Source organism: Aureisphaera sp. (assembly GCF_059726885.1).
The window spans coordinates 1,944,721-1,965,626 of the sequence record NZ_AP041051.1 but is presented as its reverse complement, the minus strand read 5'-3'; the positions used below and the strand labels follow the sequence as shown (position 1 = coordinate 1,965,626).

The following is a 20,906-nucleotide window of genomic DNA, read 5'->3' as shown; positions in this document are numbered from 1 at the left end:
ATTTGGAAAGGGTAAACACATTCCCTTTCAAATTTTTACGAACATGTTCAATATCTGGGAAATTATTTTCTTGTTTTTTTCATTTCAGGCATTGATCATGGCTCTTTTTTTCTTTTTTAAAAAAAAGGGGGATAAAACTGCCAATCGCATTTTAGGTGTCTACCTATTTCTATTTTCATTTAACATTTTCTACAATGTTTTGTACTGGTCGAAGCTATTATTTGAAGTGGGAACCATTCACTTATTCGGCATTTTGGCCCTATTGTGGATATCCTACCCGCCTTTGATCTACTTGTACACAAGAAGGGTGGTTGAAAACAAACGTTTTGGTTTAAAGGATATCATTCATGCGATTCCCACCACGGCATTGATTTGCTTCCACTTGCCCTTTTACATTTTAAGCGCAAAGGAAAAACAGCTTATTCTATATAATGGGGAATTGGGATCCTACGTTATCAATTTGAAGTACAATTTCGACATCACTATTGTATTGATGATTTTCTATACTGTTCTCACTTACCTATCCTTCAAAAAGAAGGAATTAGGACGCAATAAGAACCGCTGGATCACTTGGTTACTTGGTTCATTTGCCAGTTATGTGCTAGCCATGACCTCCTATTACCTATTATCCCGACTTGGGTTAATTACCACAGCACATGACTATTTTATAACCTACACGCTAATCTTATTCGTGGGAATGGTCACTTATTTTGGACTTGTACAACCCGATGTATTTAATGGTCTTTCTATGGATAAGGTGCTTCCTTTTAAGAAATACAAGAATACCGGGCTTACCAGAGGGCATTCCTTAGACCTTAAAAAAAGCTTGATGGCCTACATGAAGACAGATAAACCCTATTTAGACAGTAATTTGCGACTGGACGACTTAGCCGAAATGCTGAATTTATCCAGGCATCATACGTCACAGGTGATCAATGAACATTTTGACACGAACTTTTTCGATTTCATAAATGGATATAGAATTGAAGAAGCCAAGGCCATGCTGCTGAATGAGCAAAACTTGAACATAACCGACATTATCTACTCTAGTGGATTTAACAATAGGGTATCTTTTTACAAGACGTTCAAAAAACATACGGGAATGACCCCAGGGGAATTCAAATCATGTCAAACTATTGGTTAACAACAAACAATCTTTCTTCCCCGACAGAAATTTCCCTGTGTGCTCTGTAAATCTATATAAGGAATAACAACCTGTACTACTCATTAGATTTTCTTAGGGGTATAAAATTATATCACTATGAAAAAATTATACGTTTTTATTTTTTGCCTTTTTAGCGCAAACCTTATTGCCCAAGTAGAAGTAATTACCCTTACATCCGAACTCAACGGTAGTGGAGGACTGTCATTGGATGATGACGGGAATCTTTACATTGGAGATTTCGGAGATATGCTTAGTGGCCCCGACACAGATGGAATGGCCAATCATATACTAAAACTGGATACCGATTTAAATCTCACGCAATATGCGACAGGGTTTGTAGGCGCCTCAGGGAATGGCTTTGACAATAATGGCACTCTGCATCAATCGGATATACGCGATAATGCCATTTATAAAATAATTGATGGCGTAAGAACCTTTGTTACATCTGATGGAATTTCCTCTCCGGTCGGAATTGTTTTTGACAGTGCCGATAATTTCTATGTATGCAATTGTGGGAATGGAACCATTCAGAAGGTGACCCCTTCAGGCACCTCAACCGTGTTTGCTTCAGGATCTGTTTTTGCTTGTCCCAATGGTATCACCATAGACGAAAATGACAACCTTTATGTATCCAATTTCTCGAATACAAATATTGTTAAAATAACTCCAGGTGGAACTACATCCATTATTGGAAACACCGAATTCGGTAACGGTCATCTGGATTATGACATTAACTCCAGAAACTTATATATAGCGAGTTATTCAGGACATCAAGTATTTCACTTAAATATTGACACACAGGTTATGGGGGTTCTGGCAGGAACGGGAGTTCGAGGTAACACCGATGGATTAGCCGCCTCTGCCACATTTTCCACTCCCAATGGTGTTGCTGTAACACAAACCGGGGATTCCATCTACATAAACTGTGCGGTACCACTGAGCGGCCCAACCATAAACCCACAAATAATTCGACTCATAAAAGGTGTTTCATTGTCGGTAGAAGAAAACACTTTGGCGTCTTACCGGATTAAGGCCTACCCAAATCCTTCCCATGATTATGTGATCATTGAAGCTCATCTCCCTCCTATGTATACCGATATAACAATTAGAACCTATAATCTGCAAGGAAAACAGATGGATCTTCTTAAGGTAACCGAAAGCACCCATGAAATAATGAAACAGCGCTTAGACCTTTCCAATTATGCCACCGGACACTATTTTTACACCGTAAGTAATGGATCTAAGCAATTGTTCAATGGGAAGTTCATAAAGAAATAAAGTCCGCAATTTCATTGAATAATATACCTATTAAAAACCGCCTAAAAAGGCGGTTTTTTTCATGATTCTGTTCCCGTGGAATTAGCCCTCTGATCTATTCTCCTTATTCATAAAATTCAAATAATACACCGATATTAGCAGAACCAGGAACACCAATGGACGGATAACCTGTCCGATGGGATCCATTAAGACATGGGTTAGCATGGCACCTACCATTATAATCGCCAATCCAAACAAGGCGATCTTCAGTGTTTTAGGAATCAAAATAAGAATAGCCAAAACCAATTCGAGCCCACCAATGACGAAGTGCAATCCATCTGGAAAACCCCAATTGGTAAACATTTGCACGACACCTTCATTAGCAGTTAATTTCCCAGAACTGGCTAGTAAAAATGCTAGGGAAAGAAGAATCCTAAGACCCCAGCTGAGTATTTTTTGTCCTTTTTTCATTATCTTGTTTTTGGTTAAACGAAACTGTAAAAAACACACTGAAAAGAGTGGAAAAACATTGGAAAAATGACTGAAACTAAATTGAAAGTCGCAACCAACTCTCCCTTAGACTTTCTATCGTACACTTTCTACCCAAGAAAAGGAAGTATAGTTTCAGATAATGGTACCGAGTTGTTCATGGAACCTAGACTAAGGGATTTCTTCCATGTGTTATTATTACACAAAGACGATGTGGTTACGCGCGAAGAATTGATGGGTTTTGTTTGGAAAGATACCGTGGTTACTGAGGATTCCATATCGAAAGCCGCTTCCGACCTTCGAAAGTTTTTAGACACACACGATATAGGTGGAGTAATGATCGCAACCATACCAAAATTGGGATATTCCATCCGGCTGTTGAATCCTGTGGAAAATGGAAATCAATTCCTTTCAAGAAAAAACATCCTGAAATTTGCGATATACAGTCTTGTGGTATTTACTGTTTTAATACTCCTTATTCGGGCCCTACGATATGAACAATAGACCATTTCTGCCCTGCCAAAAAGTTAGAATTGCCCTTCAATAAATTTCTACGCAACAAGGAAGTTTTGTAGCTTTAGACTTTACAATCAAAACAACCTATGTCCGACCAAAAACGACTCTTTTTAGTTGATGCTTATGCACTGATTTTTCGCGGCTACTATGCCTTCATAAAAAATCCAAGAATTAATTCGAAGGGTACCGACACCTCAGCTATTCTCGGCTTTATGAATTCCTTATTGGATGTTATTAAAAGAGAACGACCGGACCATTTGGCCGTCTGTTTCGATAAGGGTGGCAGTGAATCACGAAATGAACTCTTCCCAGAATACAAGGCCAATAGGGACGAAACCCCTGAAGCTATTAAAATAGCGGTTCCTTACATAGAAAAGATCTTAAGAGCCATGAATATTCCTATCATGGTAAAGGAGGGTTTTGAAGCGGATGACGTTATAGGCACCCTTGCCAAAAAAGCTGAAAAACAAGGATATAAAACCTTTATGGTAACTCCAGACAAGGATTTTGCCCAATTGGTGTCAGAAAATATATTCATGTACCGCCCTGTATTCGGGGGTGGTTACGAAACCTGGGGAATTCCTGAAGTACAGGCGAAATTTGAAGTAGAGGACCCTTTACAGGTGATAGACTTTTTAGGAATGATGGGAGACAGCGCCGATAACATCCCAGGGCTTCCCGGTGTTGGTGAAAAAACTGCCAAAAAGTTCTTGGCTCAGTTCGGTTCTATGGAAGGTCTGTTGGAAAATACCGATCAGTTAAAAGGAAAGATGAAAGAAAAGGTAGAAGCCTCTAAGGAACTGGGGTTGCTTTCCAAGGAATTGGCCCGTATAATATTGGATGTCCCTGTTGAGTTTGACGAGAAAGATTTCGAAATGTGCGACCCTGATATTAAGGGTGTCACCGAGGTTTTTGAAGAACTGGAATTCCGTAGACTCACAGATAATTTCCTAAAAACATTTTCTACCGAAAGTCAAGCGGCACCTACCGCAAAAGACGAATCCCCAAAAAAGGAAACTAAAAAGACAGCTGCCGGAGCAGGGCAGTTTTCCCTATTTGGGGGCGACACAGAAGTTCCTCAAGAAAACGAAGCCTTCAGTTCGAGAAATACGATAAAGGATGTTTCTCATTTTTACCAGACCGTTCAACCTGGATTAGGCACACAATTGTTTTTGGATCAATTAATGAAACAGCCTTCCGTATGTTTCGATACAGAAACAACAGGGCTTAATCCGATTACGGCAGAGCTGGTCGGTATTGCATTTTCATGGGAAGTTGGAAAAGGCTTTTACCTGCCCATTCCTGAAGAAAGGGATGCGGCACAAACCGCTGTAGACCTTCTGAGACCTTTCTTTGAAGATGAAGGGATCGAAAAGATTGGTCAAAACTTAAAGTATGATATTAAGGTGCTATCCAAATATGGAATCACTGTGAAAGGGAAACTGTTCGATACTATGTTGGCACATTATCTCATTAATCCAGACATGCGTCACAATATGGATGTACTGGCCGAGACCTATCTCAATTACACCCCTGTTTCTATTACAGAACTCATAGGCAAAAAAGGAAAGAACCAACTTTCCATGAGACAAGTTCCCATTGAACAACAAACGGAATATGCAGTAGAGGATGCAGATATTACCCTTCAATTGAAAGAGCATTTCGAAAAAGAATTGAGTGAAGCAAATACCCGAAAATTATTTGACGAAATAGAAGTGCCCCTGCTCCGTGTCCTAGGTGATATGGAATTGGAAGGCATCAATTTGGATAAGGGATTTCTGGAAAACCTTTCTTCGGAGTTAGATAGTGATATCAAAAAATTGGAGGCCGACATTTATGAATCGGCCGGAGAGGAGTTTAATATTGCCTCACCAAGGCAACTGGGAGAGATCCTATTTGGTAAAATGAAACTGGTCGATAAGCCCAAAAAGACAAAAACAGGACAATATTCTACCGCAGAAGATGTACTTTCTTATCTAGCCAAAGATCATAAGATCATTTCCGATGTATTAGCGTATCGTGGATTGGCAAAGTTAAAATCCACGTACGTAGATGCGCTTCCAGGACAGGTAGAAGAAAGCACCAAAAGGGTACATACGGATTATATGCAAACAGTAGCTGCGACAGGACGGCTTAGCAGTAATAACCCAAATCTTCAAAACATTCCAATTCGAACGGAGCGTGGACGTCAGGTTCGGAAGGCCTTTATACCAAGGGACAAAGACCATGTTCTATTGGCCGCAGATTACAGTCAAATAGAACTCCGGATCATCGCTGCCTTAAGTGAGGAAGAAACCATGATTAACGCTTTTAAGAATGGGGAAGACATTCATGCCTCCACTGCTGCGAAGGTATTCAATGTGCCCATAGGAGAAGTAACTCGTGAACAGCGTGGCAATGCGAAAACGGTAAACTTCGGAATCATTTATGGGGTTTCCGCTTTCGGGTTGAGCAATCAGACCGATCTTTCCAGGAGTGAAGCCAAGGAATTGATAGATACCTATTACAAAACCTACCCTAAGCTCAGGGATTATATGAGCGAGCAAGTTGACTTTGCCCGGGACAATGGTTATGTACAGACCGTTTTGGGCAGGCGTCGTTATTTAAAGGATATTAATTCTAGAAATGCGGTAGTACGAGGTGCGGCAGAACGAAATGCTGTAAATGCACCCATTCAGGGAAGTGCCGCGGACATTATCAAAATTGCCATGATTCATATTCACAAGAAATTGGAAGAGGGCAATTACAAAAGCAAGATGTTATTGCAAGTGCATGATGAATTGGTTTTCGATGCTTACAGACCCGAACTGGAAAAGCTAGAACGAATGATCAAGGAGGAAATGGAAAACGCGTACAAAATGAGCGTTCCCTTGGATGTGGAAGTCGGATTGGGGGAAAACTGGCTAGAAGCACATTAAGGGATTGCTTTAACAAATCTCCAAATACCAATCGATGATGAATTTGACTCCGCATTGTGGCTGATCAGATCATTAAAAAACCTTATTAGAAAATAACACATGAAATAATCAACTTCTTTCTTTTTGATTCTGAAACCTTCATAAAAACTAGCTGGCGAATCGAAGCAAGATGAATCTAAATACTCTGGTGTTACCGGAGCAAAATCAATAATCATCTTTCTTATAATCCGAAATCTAATTAGATCATTATTTGCCACTTTCCATTGCCTTTGAATACTTAAAAATTTTTCATTTCTTCCATTGGCCTGAACCATTATTTTGATCGCATTTCTATTATTCGATAGACCCGACGCATCAATACCTGGAGTTTTGCTGAATGATGATTCATAGTTGGTTAAGCGTAAGGAGTTGTTGCTGAAATCCTCTAATATCATAGGATAAAATTCTTTCAAAACAACAAAATATATCGTGATCAGTAAATCTAAAAGGCTACAATTTTCATCATTTAAGATATTTGGTGCTATCTTTTTTAGTTTATGATTCCCTGAAAGATTTTTGGTAATATTCTGGACAATCACAAACCGATTCAAAACCTTTTTGATTTTTCGGATATTATTGAACCTTAATTCATTAAAAAGGAAATTGACAATCTCCGCAATTGACATTGATTGGCCTGCCAATTCGTATTTTTTATCATTAGAAAAGTAAAGACCAAAAAGCTTTATGCTGTTTTCTGCTTTTGGCATTGAAAATGAAATATCAAAAATCTTTTCTAAATATTCTGTCGATTTAATGTAATCGAAGTATTTTGTTTTTATGGCTATTTCTACAGCTTTCTTATCAATCCCACAAAAGAATATCGTTTTCTTTCCATAGGTAAAGAATAATTTCAACGCAGAAAGGAGGTTCAAGACGTTTTCCGGCTCGCATCTGTCGAGATCATCAATGAAAACAATATTATGTTTGGTTTTCTTATCTTTTGTCACCATGTCTTCCCAACCCCTGAACTGGAACTTAAAATCTTCTTTTATTTGATAGAATGTCTTCTCATCCGCATCAAACTCTTCGACAAAAGATGATGGATCGATTTCCAATTCAGGTCCGCCTGGAGCCAATGGCACCTTCAATTTTAGAGAACGTCCTAATCCTCTAAAAAGCTTGCCGCCTAGTTTTAAGATATCGCCAATTACTTGTTCAGAAGCACCTTCAGATTTAAGTGTTAAAAACTCTAAAAGACTAAAACACAGATTAGTGTCATTTTCAAACTCCCATGCTTCAAAAAAGAAAGTGTTAAATACCCCTTTTAGCTCTTTCTCAAGATATTTCATCAAGGTACTTTTTCCGCTACCCCATTCTCCATAAAGCACGAACATTTTGATCTGTTCAAACTCATCGGTATTACTTTCTAGAAAAGTTTTGATTAAATCCGCTTTTTCAATGATACCCAGGTAATCATTTTCTTCAGTAAGATCTTCGATAGGAAGATTTGGCAGTAATTTGGACATATCCCCATGTTTTTAATAAAGTTATGAAAAAAGCCGAAAGCAATATGCTTCCGGCTTACACTTAGTAAATACAACCTAACACCAGTAGAACCCATAAAAATATAGGTGCAAAAGGTGCAGCTTGTCCTATTCTCGCTGAAGGTCCTTCCCTCTTCAGCTAAACAAAGAAAGGTGAATTCCCTCTGGAATAAAACAAGTAACTATCTGCATTCATGAATGTTGACTACTACTATTCAGGTATACAATCTGTGTAACAAAAAAAGGCCGAAGACAAAAATGTCTCCGGCCGCTTTACTATTTGTAAGATGTTATCTTAGTTGCGAGTCCAAACCCAAGTGGCAGTTCCAAAATCTGGATCCGTTGCCTCGAAGGTCAAAGTGTTTCCATTCAATTCTACTGGCTGGGTGTCTGTTTCACCTTCCGCAGTGATAGACAACTGATCACCATTCAATTCCCAAGTTCCAGTTAAGGAAACAGGATCGATACAAATCACCGTTGCCGTTCCATTAATGATGTCTATGTCTACATCGATCTCACTGGTCGAAGAAGCAAACGATCCATCATTGGAAAAAGTAGCTGTAGAAGTATAACATGGTAACTCATCTAGAAAATCTGTAGAAGCAGTTCCATCTAGATTTACGTCTACTGGTTGATCCAATATGTAACTAGTCAACGTCCAAGAACCAACCAAGGAAGCAGAGTTATCTCCACCATCATCGTCATTAGAACATGACCCAAGAATAAGGGCAATTGCCAAAAGGTTCATTAATTTTTTCATTTTTTGAGGTTTTAATTGAGCCCGCAAAGAACGAACAATAATTCGAATTGAAAAACAGGATTATTCCTGTTTTCGTCCTAAATCATGAAAAGCACACGTAAATTCTGGATCTTGCTTTATTTGATAAAGAATATTTATCTTGAGCCCAATGAAATCTTTTCCCTTACAAAAGCAGATAGCCTTCTTTACTGGTCCTTTGCTGTTCCTCGCACTCTATTTTTTTCCTGCCACGCTAATTTCACCAGAAATTGATGCCGTTGCTGCAGTGGCTGTTTGGATGATCGTATGGTGGATTAGTGAAGCAGTTTCCATTTCGGTAACTGCATTACTTCCTTTGGCACTTTTCCCCTTATTGGGCATAATGGATATAAAGGCTGTATCCGGAAACTATGCGAATCCTATTGTCTACTTGTTCTTTGGGGGTTTTGTGATTGCGCTTGCTTTGGAGAAAGTAAAATTACACAAACGCATTGCGCTTTCTATACTGAGGATAACAGGGACCAAAGCCAACGGGATTATTCTGGGATTTATGCTCGCTACGGCTCTTATGAGCATGTGGATTTCGAATACGGCCAGTACCGTGGTAATGTTACCTATTGCCGTATCGGTGATTACATTGTTGATGAATGATCGCGACGGATTCACAAAAAACGACCAGAACTTCGCATTGGCCATCATGCTGGGAATCGCATTTTCTGCCAATATTGGAGGCATGGCCACTCTAATTGGAACTCCTCCCAACAGTGTCATGTTAGCCTTTCTGAATGAAGAATATCAAATCGACATCGGTTTCTTTCAATGGATGAAAATGGGGGTCCCATTTTCGGCCCTTATGTTACTGATTGCTTATGGCTGTATAGTACATGTCTTTTTTCCAAATAGGCTGGGTAAAATCCAATCCTCTGAGGATATCATTACCAATGAACTGAAAAAACTTGGCCCCATTTCAAAGGATGAAAAGATCGTACTTGCCATATTTCTTTTAACCGCCTCGGCATGGATGCTCCGAGGAAGCCTCAACCAATGGTTCCCAAACTTGGGTCTCACCGATACAACCATTAGTATGATTGCCGCTGTTGCCATGTTTGTCGTTCCTCTCAATATTAAAAAAGGGGAATTCCCATTACAATGGAAAGACACGCAAAAGTTACCTTGGGGGATTCTAGTTCTATTTGGCGGTGGACTGGCATTGGCATCGGGACTCACCCAAGCAGGATTCATAGACCTCATTGGGGATTATATCTCCACAAAATCACACTGGAGTGTTTTTGTAGTTACGGCTGTCCTTATAGCCCTTATGCTATTTATGACCGAACTTATGAGCAATGTAGCATTGGTCACAATTTTGGTTCCTTTGGTGGTTGGAATCGCCTTAGGACTTGAGGCACCTATTTTGGAAATGGTAATTCCGGTTACCTTGGCATCCAGCTGCGCTTTCATGCTTCCCATGGCTACCCCGCCTAATGCAATTGTATTTGCGAGCGGACACATTAAAGTACATCAGATGGCAAGGGTAGGTGTGGTACTAAACCTAATCTCCATTGGGCTTCTTATTGCCCTTACATACTTTATCATACCCGGTTTGTTCGATATTGGTTAGGCCATAAAAAAAGCCCCCACTAGGAGGGCTTTCCAAAATTAACCGATATATGAATACACCGTTCGGTATCGATCTATCACAAAACGAACCGATAGGTAGCTTTAATCAAAAAGGTGTTTTGTGGGCGGGCACCCAACAATTGGTTGTCGATAATCTGACCAAAGTCATTATCAACATCTCCGAGTCCAGTAATCCCCTGTGACCAGACCAAGAATATCTCGGATCCTGGAATATACTCCCAACGCACAACTAGATTACTTCTAAACTGAACAAAGGCAAAATCTGGATCGCCAAAGGAATAATCGGTTGCACTGTCGCCATCTTCATCCACCAAATAGGCACCGTCTTCCTCACTGAAACTTATTTGGTTATCAGCAAACCATGTTACCCTATTATTTAAATCACTGGCAACGGGATCATTCACATAATTGAAATTGGAGAATTTTGCCTTAAAAATAAAAGGTTGTCCGTAATACTGAATTGTAAGGTTAGGATTAATATTATAGTTAACCCTAAGGGTAGTACTTAATGATTCATTGTCTATCTCACCCAAAATATATCTTGGCGTTCCATTGAAATCTGTTTCGGTTACATATTGGGTTTTATTAGGGTTTACCTCAAACTCGTTAATCAGCGATAGACTCAAAGTGTTCAAAGGCTGATAGAAGAATCGTAGGACATAGCGTTGAAAAGAAAAATTATCCTGGGTAGCGGCTGAGTACACATACCCCGCATGCATTCGGAATTTCTTTCTCCCATCGGTTCCTGAAAACAGAAACACAAAGTTCTCATCATTCCATAGCCATCTAGGCCCTCCCCTAAGAACTGTATTACTATAAATTCTTGGCTTATGACCGAACCCAGCTTCACTCCACCAGTTGTTTTTCCAATTTACATATCCATTTATTTCGTATTGAATACGGTTATAATTGCCATCGAAATCGTACTGTGAAAATTGATTTACACCAACATTGGCCTGTCGAAACCAACTGGTCGGCTTGTTCCACAACCTTCTCACGTTTGCATACTGTGTAATTTGATCGGCCTGGCGTAAGAACCCAATGTCATTAAGTTCCAATTCGGGGGAGCGGAAGTTACCCCCGACATTATAACGCCAATTTCCACCGCCACCTTTACCTACTTCAAAACTACCTCCGGTTCCTGTCAAGGATGTTTTGGTAGGATCCACCTCCACATGGCCAGCATCGGTTCGCTGAAACAAATGAGTTAATGAGCGTTGGGTGGCCTCGATAGACTCCTCGCTCCCATTAACATTACTAAAGGTGAATTTCCCTGTTGCATAATATTTTCTCTCTTTCCAGTTATGTCGAAAATCGACTCCACCGGTAAAGGCGCTTTCCCGAAGGAAATCAAGATTCCCCTCTATATTTCGTTTCGTATAGGTAGCAATCCCTCCAACGAAGCTATTGTTGTTATTAAAATCCTGCTGCAAACGCATTACCGAGTAACTTGTAAGGGGTTCTACCAATTCTTCCCTTTCCTCTCCAACTTCTTCTAAATTATCCAACACATCCTGACGGGTGTCCAGTTCAATTTTGGCGTATTCTTTATCGGTAATACTTTGTAATGCTCCTATAGAAAGGCCTTTCTTAGTTTTTCCACTGAACTTTGCAGCCCCTAAAATGGTCGTATTATTCGGAAAGTCGGTGAATTCACCTTTACTTCCATCTGTGGTCGTAAAACCTTGGGGAGTACGCCCAATCCGACGCGAGAAGAATAGATTATCCGCTCCTCCTCCTACACGGAAGTCGAATACGTTTTTATTTTCAACAAAAAATGGCCGCCTTTCCTGAAAGAAGATTTCGAAACCATCCAGGGCTATAGCTCCGGGATCTGCATCTACCTGTCCAAAATCAGGGTTTACGGTAAGGTCTAAGGTTAAGTCGTTCGTTATTCCAATTTTTGCATCGAGTCCACCTGTAAATTTGGCGTCGCTTCCATCACGGAACGGATTTCCAACTTCTTCTTCGTAGGTGTCCAATTGAGCTACGGTGTAGGGCTGAATTTCCAGCTGTTTCTGTGGCTTAATTCCTTTAATTCCCCTTAAAATACCAAATTCGCTCACCCATCCAGGGGGGTTCGCGGGTAGTGGTTGCCAAAGGGAACGCTCTTCATTTCTGAAATAACGACGTGTGGACTGTATTCCCCATTCTTGCTCTTCGTCATTTCCAAATCGCAACTGACTTAGTGGTATTCTAATCTCTGCGGTCCAGCCATCATCATCAATTTGGGTGCTCAAATACCAGATGGGGTTCCAACTACTATCAAAATTCCCATTGTTGGAAATAAACTCATCTCCTTTTACTCCCGAAGCCGAAGCGGTAAATGAGAAACCGGAACGGTCATCGTTATAACTATCAATATTAATCTCAACCCAATCTCCCGGGAAATCATCACGACGACCCATTCGTTTCTCTATAGTGGAAGGATCTGCCTGATAACATTTAAAAGCCACATATAGATTCTTATCGTCATAGGCGATTTTCATTTTTGTCTGCTCTGTAGGCGCGGTTCCAACATCTGGCTCAAATTCCACATAGTCAGATGTCCATTCCACTACATCCCAAGCAGCTTCGTCCAGAACCCCGTCAATGGTGATTCCGTCGGTACCAGCAATGGAAGCTGTGGTATATATTCTTTTTTCGTAGGAAACTTGAGCGGTAGAGTCTTGTGTTGCACTGTTGTCATCTTGCGAAAAAGCAAAAAAAGGCAACAGAAAGAGCAACACCAGTGGTGAATGGCTGTTAGTCATGGTTGCTGGTCGTTTTGTGATTGATGTTTTATAGACTTTAATAACGGAAGCATGTGGCACTTTTATTTGTTAATTGGGAGAATTTTAACTTTTAATAGGGCTTCCGAGGGCCTATCAAAAAAAGGGAGCGACCTATTGTTATTCAAATAAATAACATTACCTTTGCACCCCTTTTTGAAGGGAAAAAAACAATGTTTAATACAACTATTGACAAAAAACTTATGGATACATTAAGTTACAAAACGGTATCTGCCAACAAGGCCACTGTAAACAAAGAGTGGGTTTTGGTAGATGCGGACGGGCAAGCATTGGGTCGTCTAGCTAGCGAGGTTGCTAAATTACTTCGCGGTAAACACAAACCAAACTTTACTCCTCACGTTGACTGTGGTGATAATGTGGTGGTTACTAATGCTGCAAAAATCAAATTAACAGGTAAAAAATGGGATGACAAAGAGTACATTCGTCACACGGGATATCCGGGTGGACAACGTTCTTTGACTGCCCAAGAACTGTATGACAAAGACCCTACTAGATTGGTAGAAAAAGCAGTTAAAGGAATGTTGCCTAAGAACAAATTGGGAGCGGCTCTTTTCAGAAACCTACGTGTATATGTAGGTGCAGAGCACGACCAAGAGGCACAAAACCCAAAAGTAATTAACCTTAACAACAGCAAGTAATGGAGACCATACACAAAATCGGAAGAAGAAAAACCGCTGTTGCCCGTATTTATGTTTCTGAAGGAAAAGGAAACATCACGGTAAACAACCGCAAATTAGATGATTATTTCACCACTGGAACACTTCGTTATAAAGTGAACCAGCCATTGGCCCTAACGGATAATGAAGGTGCATATGACATCAAGGTTAATGTATACGGTGGAGGAATCACAGGACAAGCCGAAGCGGTTCGCTTGGCAATTTCCCGTGCAATGTGCGAAATAAACGAAGAAAACAGAACGGTATTGAAGCCAGAAGGATTACTAACAAGGGATCCAAGAATGGTAGAGCGTAAGAAATTCGGTCAGAAGAAAGCTCGTAAGAAATTCCAGTTCTCTAAACGTTAATATTTTTCAGCCCTATCGATTGGGTGCTTCTTTGAAGTGCCCAATTGAAAAAGGCCAAGTTCATACTTTATTATTAATTCAGCTGTTAGTTCCTTCCTTTGCCGGTAGGGACGTTAGTTTAGCATCTAAATTACGTGAATTCGTGATTGCTATCTAAACAGAACGTAAACTAAAACAAAATGGCAAACAACAAAGAAGTCAAGGAACTCCTTGACGCTGGTGTTCACTTTGGGCACCTTACCCGTAAATGGAACCCAAACATGGCTCCCTACATCTACATGGAGCGAAATGGGATTCACATTATTAACCTTTACAAAACTTCTGCAAAGCTTGAAGAGGCAAATGCTGCCCTTAAGAAGATTGCTGCTAGTGGTCGTAAAGTTCTATTCGTAGCTACCAAGAAACAAGCGAAAGATATCGTTGCTGAAAAAGCAAAAGGAGCAAACATGCCATACATCACAGAAAGATGGCCAGGTGGTATGTTAACCAACTTCGTAACGATCCGTAAGGCCGTTAAGAAAATGACTTCCATCGATAGAATGAAGCAAGATGGTACTTTTAACACCCTTTCAAAGAAAGAGCGTTTAGCAGTAGACCGTACACGTGCGAAATTGGAAAAGAACTTAGGTTCTATTACAGACATGAGCCGTCTTCCAGGTGCCTTGTTCATCGTAGATACGACTCGTGAGCACATCGCCGTTAAAGAAGCCCAGAAGCTGAATATTCCAATCTTTGCTATGGTAGATACCAATAGTGATCCAAGACAGATCGACTATGTGATCCCATCAAATGACGATGCGTCCAAGTCTATTGAAAAGATTGTTAGCAGTGTTGCCAATGCAATTTCTGAAGGTCTTACCGAAAGAAAAGCAGGTAAAGAAGGTGGCAAAGAAGGAGGTAATGATGCTCCTGTTGAGGCTAAAGCCCCAAGAAAAAGAGCTGCTGCCGTTGCTACCAAAGAAGCATCTAGCGAAGAAGAATAAATAACAATTCAATAATACTTAAAAGTCGTTTGGATCTATTCTTCAAGAGTACTTTTGAACGACTTTTTACAATTTACACACACTAAAACACTTACAACGATGGTAAAAGTAACCGCCGCACAAGTAAATGAATTAAGAAAGAAAACCGGAGCCGGAATGATGGACTGTAAAAAGGCATTAGTTGAGGCAGAAGGTGACTTCGATAAAGCAATTGAAATCCTTCGAAAAAAAGGTCAGAAAATCGCTGAAAAAAGAGCCGATAGGGATTCTAGCGAAGGAGCTGTAATAGCTAAAGTGAACGAGGCAGCCAATAAAGGTGTAATCGTTTCCCTTAACTGTGAAACAGATTTCGTTGCAAAAAATGATTCTTATGTAGCCATGGCCAGACAAATGGCAGATGTAGCTCTTAATACTGGAAGTAAAGAAGAATTTCTTGCTGCAGAGTTTGAAGCTGGAATGACCGTTCAGGAAAAATTGACTGAGCAAACGGGTGTTATTGGAGAGAAGATCGAAATCGGTGGTTTCGAAGTATTGGAAGCCCCTTTCGTTGGGTCTTACATTCATGGAAATAAAATTGGTGCATTGGTAGGTCTATCAAATGCTATCGATAATGCTGCCGAAGTTGCAAAGAATATCTCTATGCAAGTAGCTTCCATGGGAGCCACTACACTTTCCTATAAAGATTTTGATCCTGCATATATCGCTAGCGAAACCGAAGCTCGTATTGCTGTTATTGAAAAAGACAATATCGAATTGGGTCGTTTGGGTAAAACCCTAAAGAATGTTCCTCAGTACATTTCCAGAGCACAATTAACGGATGAGGTATTGGCAGAGGCTAAAGCCAACATCGAAGCTCAATTGAAGTCAGAAGGAAAGCCTGAGCAAATCTGGGACAAAATTGTTCCTGGTAAGTTAGAGCGTTTTGTAAGCGACAATACTACTTTGGACCAAGAGCAGTGTCTGTTGGACCAGAACTATATTATGGATGAGAAACTTAGCGTTGCAGATTACGTTGCCAGTAAAGGTGATGTGAGCGTGACCGGATTTAAAAGGGTTTCTCTCGCTTCCTAATAGCAGAAAAGCACACTAATTTGAAAAACCGCTCAGGAAACTGGGCGGTTTTTTTTATTTCCATAATTCAGAATTTAAGATTCTCAATAAAAGATTTCGTTCTTTAAAACGATGCAGACCTTAGTAAGGGATAGACTTTAAAAAAGGCTAATCGCACCAAATTATTCAGCCATGAAATTATCCTTAATATTTTCAGTAAGTTTTAGAGCATTTTCATAATAGTCGTTATCCGGATTTTGAGTAATCATTGTTAATTGTTCCAAAGCTTCGTTAATTCTTTCGTTCTTTAAACAAATTAAAGCTTTATACCAATAAGCAATAGAAGCATCTTGGCTATTATGGACGATTAAATCGTTAAAAGTCTTTTCAGATTCTTCATACAAGCCTAATTCAGTTTGTGCTAAACCTACATAAGTATACAGCAAACTATTTGTTTCATTGTCTTCTAAAACAGTTTTCAAAAGATTTAAAGCCTCATAATAATTGCCTTTTTTGAATTGTTGTTCACCCATAACCAGTTTAAGTTGAACTTCACTATGAGAATCTCTTGTAACAAAGGAAGGTAACTTATCTAAACTTACATTTGCATAATATAAATCCTCATTTGATGCATTTTGATTAAAAAACAACTGAATTCCCAGAAATATTACTATCGATGCTGCAGTAAGGTAATATAGTATTCTGTTGTTGTTTTTTGATTTTGAATTAAACTCCGAACTAACTTCGGATAAGGTTTCTCTCAATTTTTTTAAATGCTCTTGCACTAAAGCTTCTTTATATTCAGCAACTTCTGAAGCTTCTTTATCTACAAAACTCCAACTATTCTCTTTTAGGGTAGAATTTAACTCCTTCTCTAATTTGTATTCTTTATAAAATTCAAGATCTGTCATTAAACGCTCTTCAAAAGACTTTCTTTCTTTATCAGAAAGCAAGCCTTTTAAATAATTTTCAATCAAAATATTATCTTCTGACATCATAGTTTGCTTAACAAATTAAATCGTTTGTCTTTTTTAACTAGTTTCTTTAATCTTGTTTTACACTTAAAAACACTTTGTCTTGCAACGGTTTCAGAACTGTAATTAAACTTCTTTACAATATCAGCATAAGACATTTTAGAAAAATATGATTTTAGTAGTTCTTTACACCTTCCAGAAATTTCTTCTAGCTTTTCTGTAAACAATTCCCAACGCTCTTGTTCTAAAACTGAGGCAGCTATATCTTCATGTTTGGCTTCCGGTTGCTGATTTTCATATTTTGTTACCCTAATTTTTGTTTTATTTAACTCCCTTCTCCATAAATTTTTGCATACCGTAAATAAATATGCTTCAAAACTAGATGTGACAACAAATTTCTCTTTGTCATATCTTACGGCAAGTTGCATCAACGCATTTTGAAAAATATCTTCAGCATCTTGCTGTTGACCCTTATTATTTAATATAAAAGATTTTACTTTAAAGAAATTATTTTTATAAATAGCTTTTATAACTTCAACATCATTATTCAATAAAGCTTCTAAGTAAAAAGAATCATCTATCATTAAAATATTTTCTTGATTTTTTTCGTAAAATAATTAATTCTAAAGCTAGAATAATATTATGAAGTCACATTTTATTACCATAATTTTATTTTCCACACATTAATAAATATGTTATACTCTAACTATCAAATTATTTATAAATTATCCATACTATTAGTCTTTTTGAATAGTTTTTTGATAAACGCCCAACAAAACGATAGCCTAGCAACTAATAATTTAAAAAAGGGGAAAGATCAATTGTTTTATGGTAAGTACAATGAATCTATTAACCTCTTTCAAGATTGTTTGGATCATTATAAGGCTACTAACGATCTTCATAGGATTACCTCAACTTTCAATTTACTATCTAAAGCATACCATTCAAACTCAAGAATAAGAGAAGCCATGTCTTATGGAGAACTTGCATTAAAAAGTAGTCGCCAAAAAGGATTTGAAAATAAGTTAGAAGAAGCAAATGCTCTTGATAATATAGGTATTGCTAAATCATTTATGAGAAGGCTTGAAGAGGCACAAGAAAATCATGAATCAGCATTAAAAATTAGATTAGAGCATTTTAAAGAAGACTATTACAATCTGGCGAGTACATATTTCAATTTAGGGCTAGTTTATCAACGCAAAGGAGATTTTAAAAACGCATTAAAATATCTAGACAAGGTACTTGATACGCCATTAGAGGATACACCCGAAAACAAAATATTAGAAGCAAATACTTACGAAGTAATAGGTTTTTTAAACTACGATAAAAGCGATTTTACTACTGCTTTAGAATTCTTCGAAAAAACATTTAATCTGGCCAAAGAAGTCTATCCAAAAGATAATCCTTACTTCATTAAAGTTTACAATGATTTGGGTCTTATATACTCTATAAAAGAATATTACAACAAAAGTTTAAAATATTATCAAAAAGCACTTAGTGTTAGTATTAGTAACTATGGAATGGATGGTCATCCTGATCAAATGAAAGTTCATTATAATATTGGTACTATTTATAGACTACAAAATCAAAAAGAGAAGGCAATATATCATACCCAAAAAAGCCTTGATATGGGATTAAGAGTCCTGGGGGAAAATCATGAAAATTTGTTTTTTACCTATAGCCAATTTGGGCAGATTTATGGTAGCGAAGAAGGTGTTGCCTATATTATGAAGGCTTTGGATGTTACTAAAAATCCGGTGCGGATTTCTTATTTATATGGTTATCTCTCGGTAATCTATACCAACGTTGGCAATCACAAAAAAGCCTTGGAATTTGCAAAAAAAGCTTTATCGCTTAGGCTTACACTATTCAAGGAGAAAAACATTAGTATAGTACGTTCTAACCTTACTGTTTCTAAAGCTTATTTAGATTTAAATAATTATGATAATGCGCTACTATATAATCATCAAGCTATGAACTACAATTATCTAGGCAATGAAGATCATAGCATGCTCGCAGAAAAATTCAAATCGACAAACTATTTAGATGATGACTTACTTCTGGAGTCAATTAAAGTAGAAGCGGATATTAAATTTGCTATGTTTAAGACAAATGGTAACGTTTCAGATTTAAAGGAAAGTAATTCGTTTTACTTAAAAGCCCATTCATTAGTTAATTCTGTACGAAATAAAAGAAGGGATTATGAAGATAAGATCCGGTTGTCTGAGTTGGTGAAATCCGTTTATGCCAAAATCATTGAAACGTCACTTTTACTTAATAAGAAGAGAGAAAATGAAGTGCTTATAGAGGATCTATTTTATTATTCTGAAAAAAGCAGAGCTACTATTTTAAGAGAACTAGCAAAAAATTCCGACTTAAAAAAAATCTTAAATATTGATTCAAGTATTCTTGATTTAGAGCAATCAATAAACTTTAATATTTCAAAACTAACAACAGACCTAATTTCAGAAATCACTCAATCAACAATAGACACATCAAAGGTATATGAAATTGAGGGTGATATTTTGGATGCAACAATAAGAAAAGATTCTTTAGAAAAAAGAATTGAGGCGGATTTTCCAAAATATTATAATTTAAAATATGAAAAGAGCATTATTACAATAGAAGAGATACAGCGGCGCATTGATGAAAATACCACCCTGCTAGAATTCTTTCGGTCCAACGATGTGATCTATGCTTTTGTAATAACTAAAAACTCCTACAATATTCAGGAACTTGCTGTTCCGGAATTAGACGAAAAAATTCGAGCGTTTAATAAGACTATTACAAGTAAAAACCAATCTAACTTCTTAGATATGAGTTATAACTTGTATCAATTATTAATTAAACCTATAGAAAAACACTTTGTTGGCAGTAAACTTATTGTTTTACCCGATGAAGCCTTATGGTATTTACAATTTGATTTACTTGTCAATTCCAAAAGCTCCAAAACAAAACATCACTATTTACTTTACGATTATGCCATCAGTTATGCCAATTCGGCTAGTATGTTGTTCGAATCGACACACCCTCAAGGCAACCATGATTTGCTGGATCAATGCATTGCTTTTTCATATACAAGTAAAGGTTCGATATCTACCAATAACAACATAGACTTGCCCGGCTCTAGAAAAGAAGTCGAAGAATTGTCGGCTATTTTTAAAGGTGATTATTTTTATGACGACAGTGCTAATGAAGCAACTTTCAAAAGTACTGTTAGTAATTATAAATTAGTACATCTCGCATTACATGCAGATATTGATAGTTTAAACCCTAAACTCCTGAAGATACAGTTTTCGGATAAAGAGCAGAACGGAAAAGAAGATAATATACTCTACGGACATGAATTATATGGCTTGAATATTCCCGCAGATCTCGTTGTTTTAAGCGCATGTAATACAGGCATAGGAAAGGTAAATAAGGGAGAAGGAATATTGAGCTTGGGTAATGCCTTTCAATATGCAGGTGCAGAAAGCCTGCTTTTAAGCAGATGGGAAATCTCCGATGATGCCACTCCAGAAGTTATGAGGCTTTTTTACACCAATATAAAGAAGGGAATGAATAAAAGTAAAGCATTACAACAAGCGAAGATTACTTTTCTGAATTCCTCAGATGCTTTTACTTCAAAACCTTTCTATTGGGGCAGCTTTTATATTCTGGGCACCACTGATCCTATAGAACTTAATAGCACAGGGTCTAACATATACTATTATTTGGGGATTTTACTTTTTCTTCTACTTATTATTTACTTCTATAGAAGGCTTAAGAGTTAAAAAAGTACAGTTACAATAAAATCTTCAATTATTCTTCACTGCAAATTTATTGGTTAAGTCCA

16 protein-coding genes are annotated in these 20,906 nt (G+C 38.0%); 10 read left to right on the top strand and 6 right to left on the bottom strand.

Annotated elements, in window-relative coordinates; genetic code table 11:
• Positions 1-283 precede the first annotated feature (283 nt).
• Complete coding sequence (locus AC6JAD_RS08590; RefSeq protein ID WP_461304829.1) at positions 284-1,144, top strand: helix-turn-helix domain-containing protein; 861 nt, start codon at positions 284-286, stop codon at positions 1,142-1,144.
• Between the two features lie 117 nt (positions 1,145-1,261).
• Positions 1,262-2,443 carry a T9SS type A sorting domain-containing protein gene (locus AC6JAD_RS08585; RefSeq protein WP_461304828.1) on the top strand — a complete coding sequence of 394 codons (1,182 nt, stop codon included), beginning with the start codon at positions 1,262-1,264 and terminating at the stop codon, positions 2,441-2,443.
• Between the two features lie 81 nt (positions 2,444-2,524).
• Here the strand turns inward: AC6JAD_RS08585 and AC6JAD_RS08580 are convergent, their stop codons facing one another.
• Positions 2,525-2,893 carry a DoxX family protein gene (locus tag AC6JAD_RS08580; protein WP_461304827.1) on the bottom strand — a complete coding sequence of 123 codons (369 nt, stop codon included), beginning with the start codon at positions 2,891-2,893 and terminating at the stop codon, positions 2,525-2,527.
• Positions 2,894-2,959: 66 nt separating this feature from the next.
• Here AC6JAD_RS08580 and AC6JAD_RS08575 point away from each other — a divergent pair, with 66 nt between their 5' ends.
• Together AC6JAD_RS08575 and polA are read left to right on the top strand one after the other, a co-directional pair.
• The gene (locus tag AC6JAD_RS08575) at positions 2,960-3,415 is read left to right on the top strand and encodes a winged helix-turn-helix domain-containing protein (protein WP_461304826.1); all 456 of its coding nucleotides are present in this window, start codon (positions 2,960-2,962) and stop codon (positions 3,413-3,415) included.
• Between the two features lie 98 nt (positions 3,416-3,513).
• Positions 3,514-6,345, top strand: a complete 2,832-nt coding sequence (gene polA / locus AC6JAD_RS08570) for a DNA polymerase I (protein WP_461304825.1) — start codon at positions 3,514-3,516, stop codon at positions 6,343-6,345.
• Here the strand turns inward: polA and AC6JAD_RS08565 are convergent.
• Both AC6JAD_RS08565 and AC6JAD_RS08560 read right to left on the bottom strand, forming a co-directional pair.
• Positions 6,342-7,850 carry a KAP family P-loop NTPase fold protein gene (locus tag AC6JAD_RS08565; RefSeq protein ID WP_461304824.1) on the bottom strand — a complete coding sequence of 503 codons (1,509 nt, stop codon included), beginning with the start codon at positions 7,848-7,850 and terminating at the stop codon, positions 6,342-6,344. The genes polA and AC6JAD_RS08565 overlap by 4 nt on opposite strands.
• 313 nt (positions 7,851-8,163) lie before the next feature.
• A complete protein-coding gene (locus tag AC6JAD_RS08560; protein WP_461304823.1) occupies positions 8,164-8,628 on the bottom strand; it encodes a lipocalin-like domain-containing protein in 465 nt (154 codons plus the stop codon).
• A gap of 148 nt (positions 8,629-8,776) precedes the next feature.
• Between AC6JAD_RS08560 and AC6JAD_RS08555 the strand changes: the two genes are divergently transcribed.
• Positions 8,777-10,228 (top strand): SLC13 family permease, encoded by a 1,452-nt coding sequence (locus AC6JAD_RS08555; RefSeq protein WP_461304822.1) that lies wholly within the window; start codon positions 8,777-8,779, stop codon positions 10,226-10,228.
• Between the two features lie 76 nt (positions 10,229-10,304).
• Here AC6JAD_RS08555 and AC6JAD_RS08550 read toward each other — a convergent pair whose 3' ends face one another.
• Positions 10,305-13,001 (bottom strand): DUF5916 domain-containing protein, encoded by a 2,697-nt coding sequence (locus AC6JAD_RS08550; RefSeq protein WP_461304821.1) that lies wholly within the window; start codon positions 12,999-13,001, stop codon positions 10,305-10,307.
• 221 nt (positions 13,002-13,222) lie between these two features.
• Between AC6JAD_RS08550 and rplM the strand changes: the two genes are divergently transcribed.
• The 4 genes from rplM (at position 13,223) to tsf (ending at position 16,118) form a co-directional block, all read left to right on the top strand.
• Positions 13,223-13,678: a 50S ribosomal protein L13 gene (rplM, locus tag AC6JAD_RS08545; RefSeq protein WP_461304820.1), complete on the top strand. Its 456-nt coding sequence runs from the start codon at positions 13,223-13,225 to the stop codon at positions 13,676-13,678.
• Positions 13,678-14,064, top strand: a complete 387-nt coding sequence (gene rpsI / locus AC6JAD_RS08540; RefSeq protein ID WP_461304819.1) for a 30S ribosomal protein S9 — start codon at positions 13,678-13,680, stop codon at positions 14,062-14,064. Before rplM ends, rpsI begins: the two co-directional genes overlap by 1 nt.
• 179 nt (positions 14,065-14,243) lie before the next feature.
• The gene (gene rpsB / locus AC6JAD_RS08535; protein ID WP_461304818.1) at positions 14,244-15,047 is read left to right on the top strand and encodes a 30S ribosomal protein S2; all 804 of its coding nucleotides are present in this window, start codon (positions 14,244-14,246) and stop codon (positions 15,045-15,047) included.
• Between the two features lie 99 nt (positions 15,048-15,146).
• Positions 15,147-16,118: a translation elongation factor Ts gene (gene tsf / locus AC6JAD_RS08530; protein ID WP_461304817.1), complete on the top strand. Its 972-nt coding sequence runs from the start codon at positions 15,147-15,149 to the stop codon at positions 16,116-16,118.
• A 161-nt stretch (positions 16,119-16,279) separates the two neighbouring features.
• Here tsf and AC6JAD_RS08525 read toward each other — a convergent pair whose 3' ends face one another.
• A complete protein-coding gene (locus AC6JAD_RS08525; protein ID WP_461304816.1) occupies positions 16,280-17,095 on the bottom strand; it encodes a tetratricopeptide repeat protein in 816 nt (271 codons plus the stop codon).
• Positions 17,092-17,655, bottom strand: a complete 564-nt coding sequence (locus AC6JAD_RS08520) for an RNA polymerase sigma factor (protein WP_461304815.1) — start codon at positions 17,653-17,655, stop codon at positions 17,092-17,094. Before AC6JAD_RS08520 ends, AC6JAD_RS08525 begins: the two co-directional genes overlap by 4 nt.
• Positions 17,656-17,763: 108 nt before the next feature.
• Between AC6JAD_RS08520 and AC6JAD_RS08515 the strand changes: the two genes are divergently transcribed.
• Positions 17,764-20,844: a CHAT domain-containing protein gene (locus AC6JAD_RS08515; protein WP_461304814.1), complete on the top strand. Its 3,081-nt coding sequence runs from the start codon at positions 17,764-17,766 to the stop codon at positions 20,842-20,844.
• The last annotated feature ends 62 nt before the right edge of the window (positions 20,845-20,906 follow it).

Coding starts and splice junctions, on each gene's coding strand:
- AC6JAD_RS08585 (WP_461304828.1), top strand. CDS start 1,262: ATGAAAAAATTATACGTTTTTATTTTTTGCCTTTTTAGCGCAAACCTT.
- AC6JAD_RS08580 (WP_461304827.1), bottom strand. CDS start 2,893: ATGAAAAAAGGACAAAAAATACTCAGCTGGGGTCTTAGGATTCTTCTT.
- AC6JAD_RS08575 (WP_461304826.1), top strand. CDS start 2,960: ATGACTGAAACTAAATTGAAAGTCGCAACCAACTCTCCCTTAGACTTT.
- polA (WP_461304825.1), top strand. CDS start 3,514: ATGTCCGACCAAAAACGACTCTTTTTAGTTGATGCTTATGCACTGATT.
- AC6JAD_RS08565 (WP_461304824.1), bottom strand. CDS start 7,850: ATGTCCAAATTACTGCCAAATCTTCCTATCGAAGATCTTACTGAAGAA.
- AC6JAD_RS08560 (WP_461304823.1), bottom strand. CDS start 8,628: ATGAAAAAATTAATGAACCTTTTGGCAATTGCCCTTATTCTTGGGTCA.
- AC6JAD_RS08555 (WP_461304822.1), top strand. CDS start 8,777: ATGAAATCTTTTCCCTTACAAAAGCAGATAGCCTTCTTTACTGGTCCT.
- AC6JAD_RS08550 (WP_461304821.1), bottom strand. CDS start 13,001: ATGACTAACAGCCATTCACCACTGGTGTTGCTCTTTCTGTTGCCTTTT.
- rplM (WP_461304820.1), top strand. CDS start 13,223: ATGGATACATTAAGTTACAAAACGGTATCTGCCAACAAGGCCACTGTA.
- rpsI (WP_461304819.1), top strand. CDS start 13,678: ATGGAGACCATACACAAAATCGGAAGAAGAAAAACCGCTGTTGCCCGT.
- rpsB (WP_461304818.1), top strand. CDS start 14,244: ATGGCAAACAACAAAGAAGTCAAGGAACTCCTTGACGCTGGTGTTCAC.
- tsf (WP_461304817.1), top strand. CDS start 15,147: ATGGTAAAAGTAACCGCCGCACAAGTAAATGAATTAAGAAAGAAAACC.
- AC6JAD_RS08525 (WP_461304816.1), bottom strand. CDS start 17,095: ATGATGTCAGAAGATAATATTTTGATTGAAAATTATTTAAAAGGCTTG.
- AC6JAD_RS08520 (WP_461304815.1), bottom strand. CDS start 17,655: ATGATAGATGATTCTTTTTACTTAGAAGCTTTATTGAATAATGATGTT.
- AC6JAD_RS08515 (WP_461304814.1), top strand. CDS start 17,764: ATGTTATACTCTAACTATCAAATTATTTATAAATTATCCATACTATTA.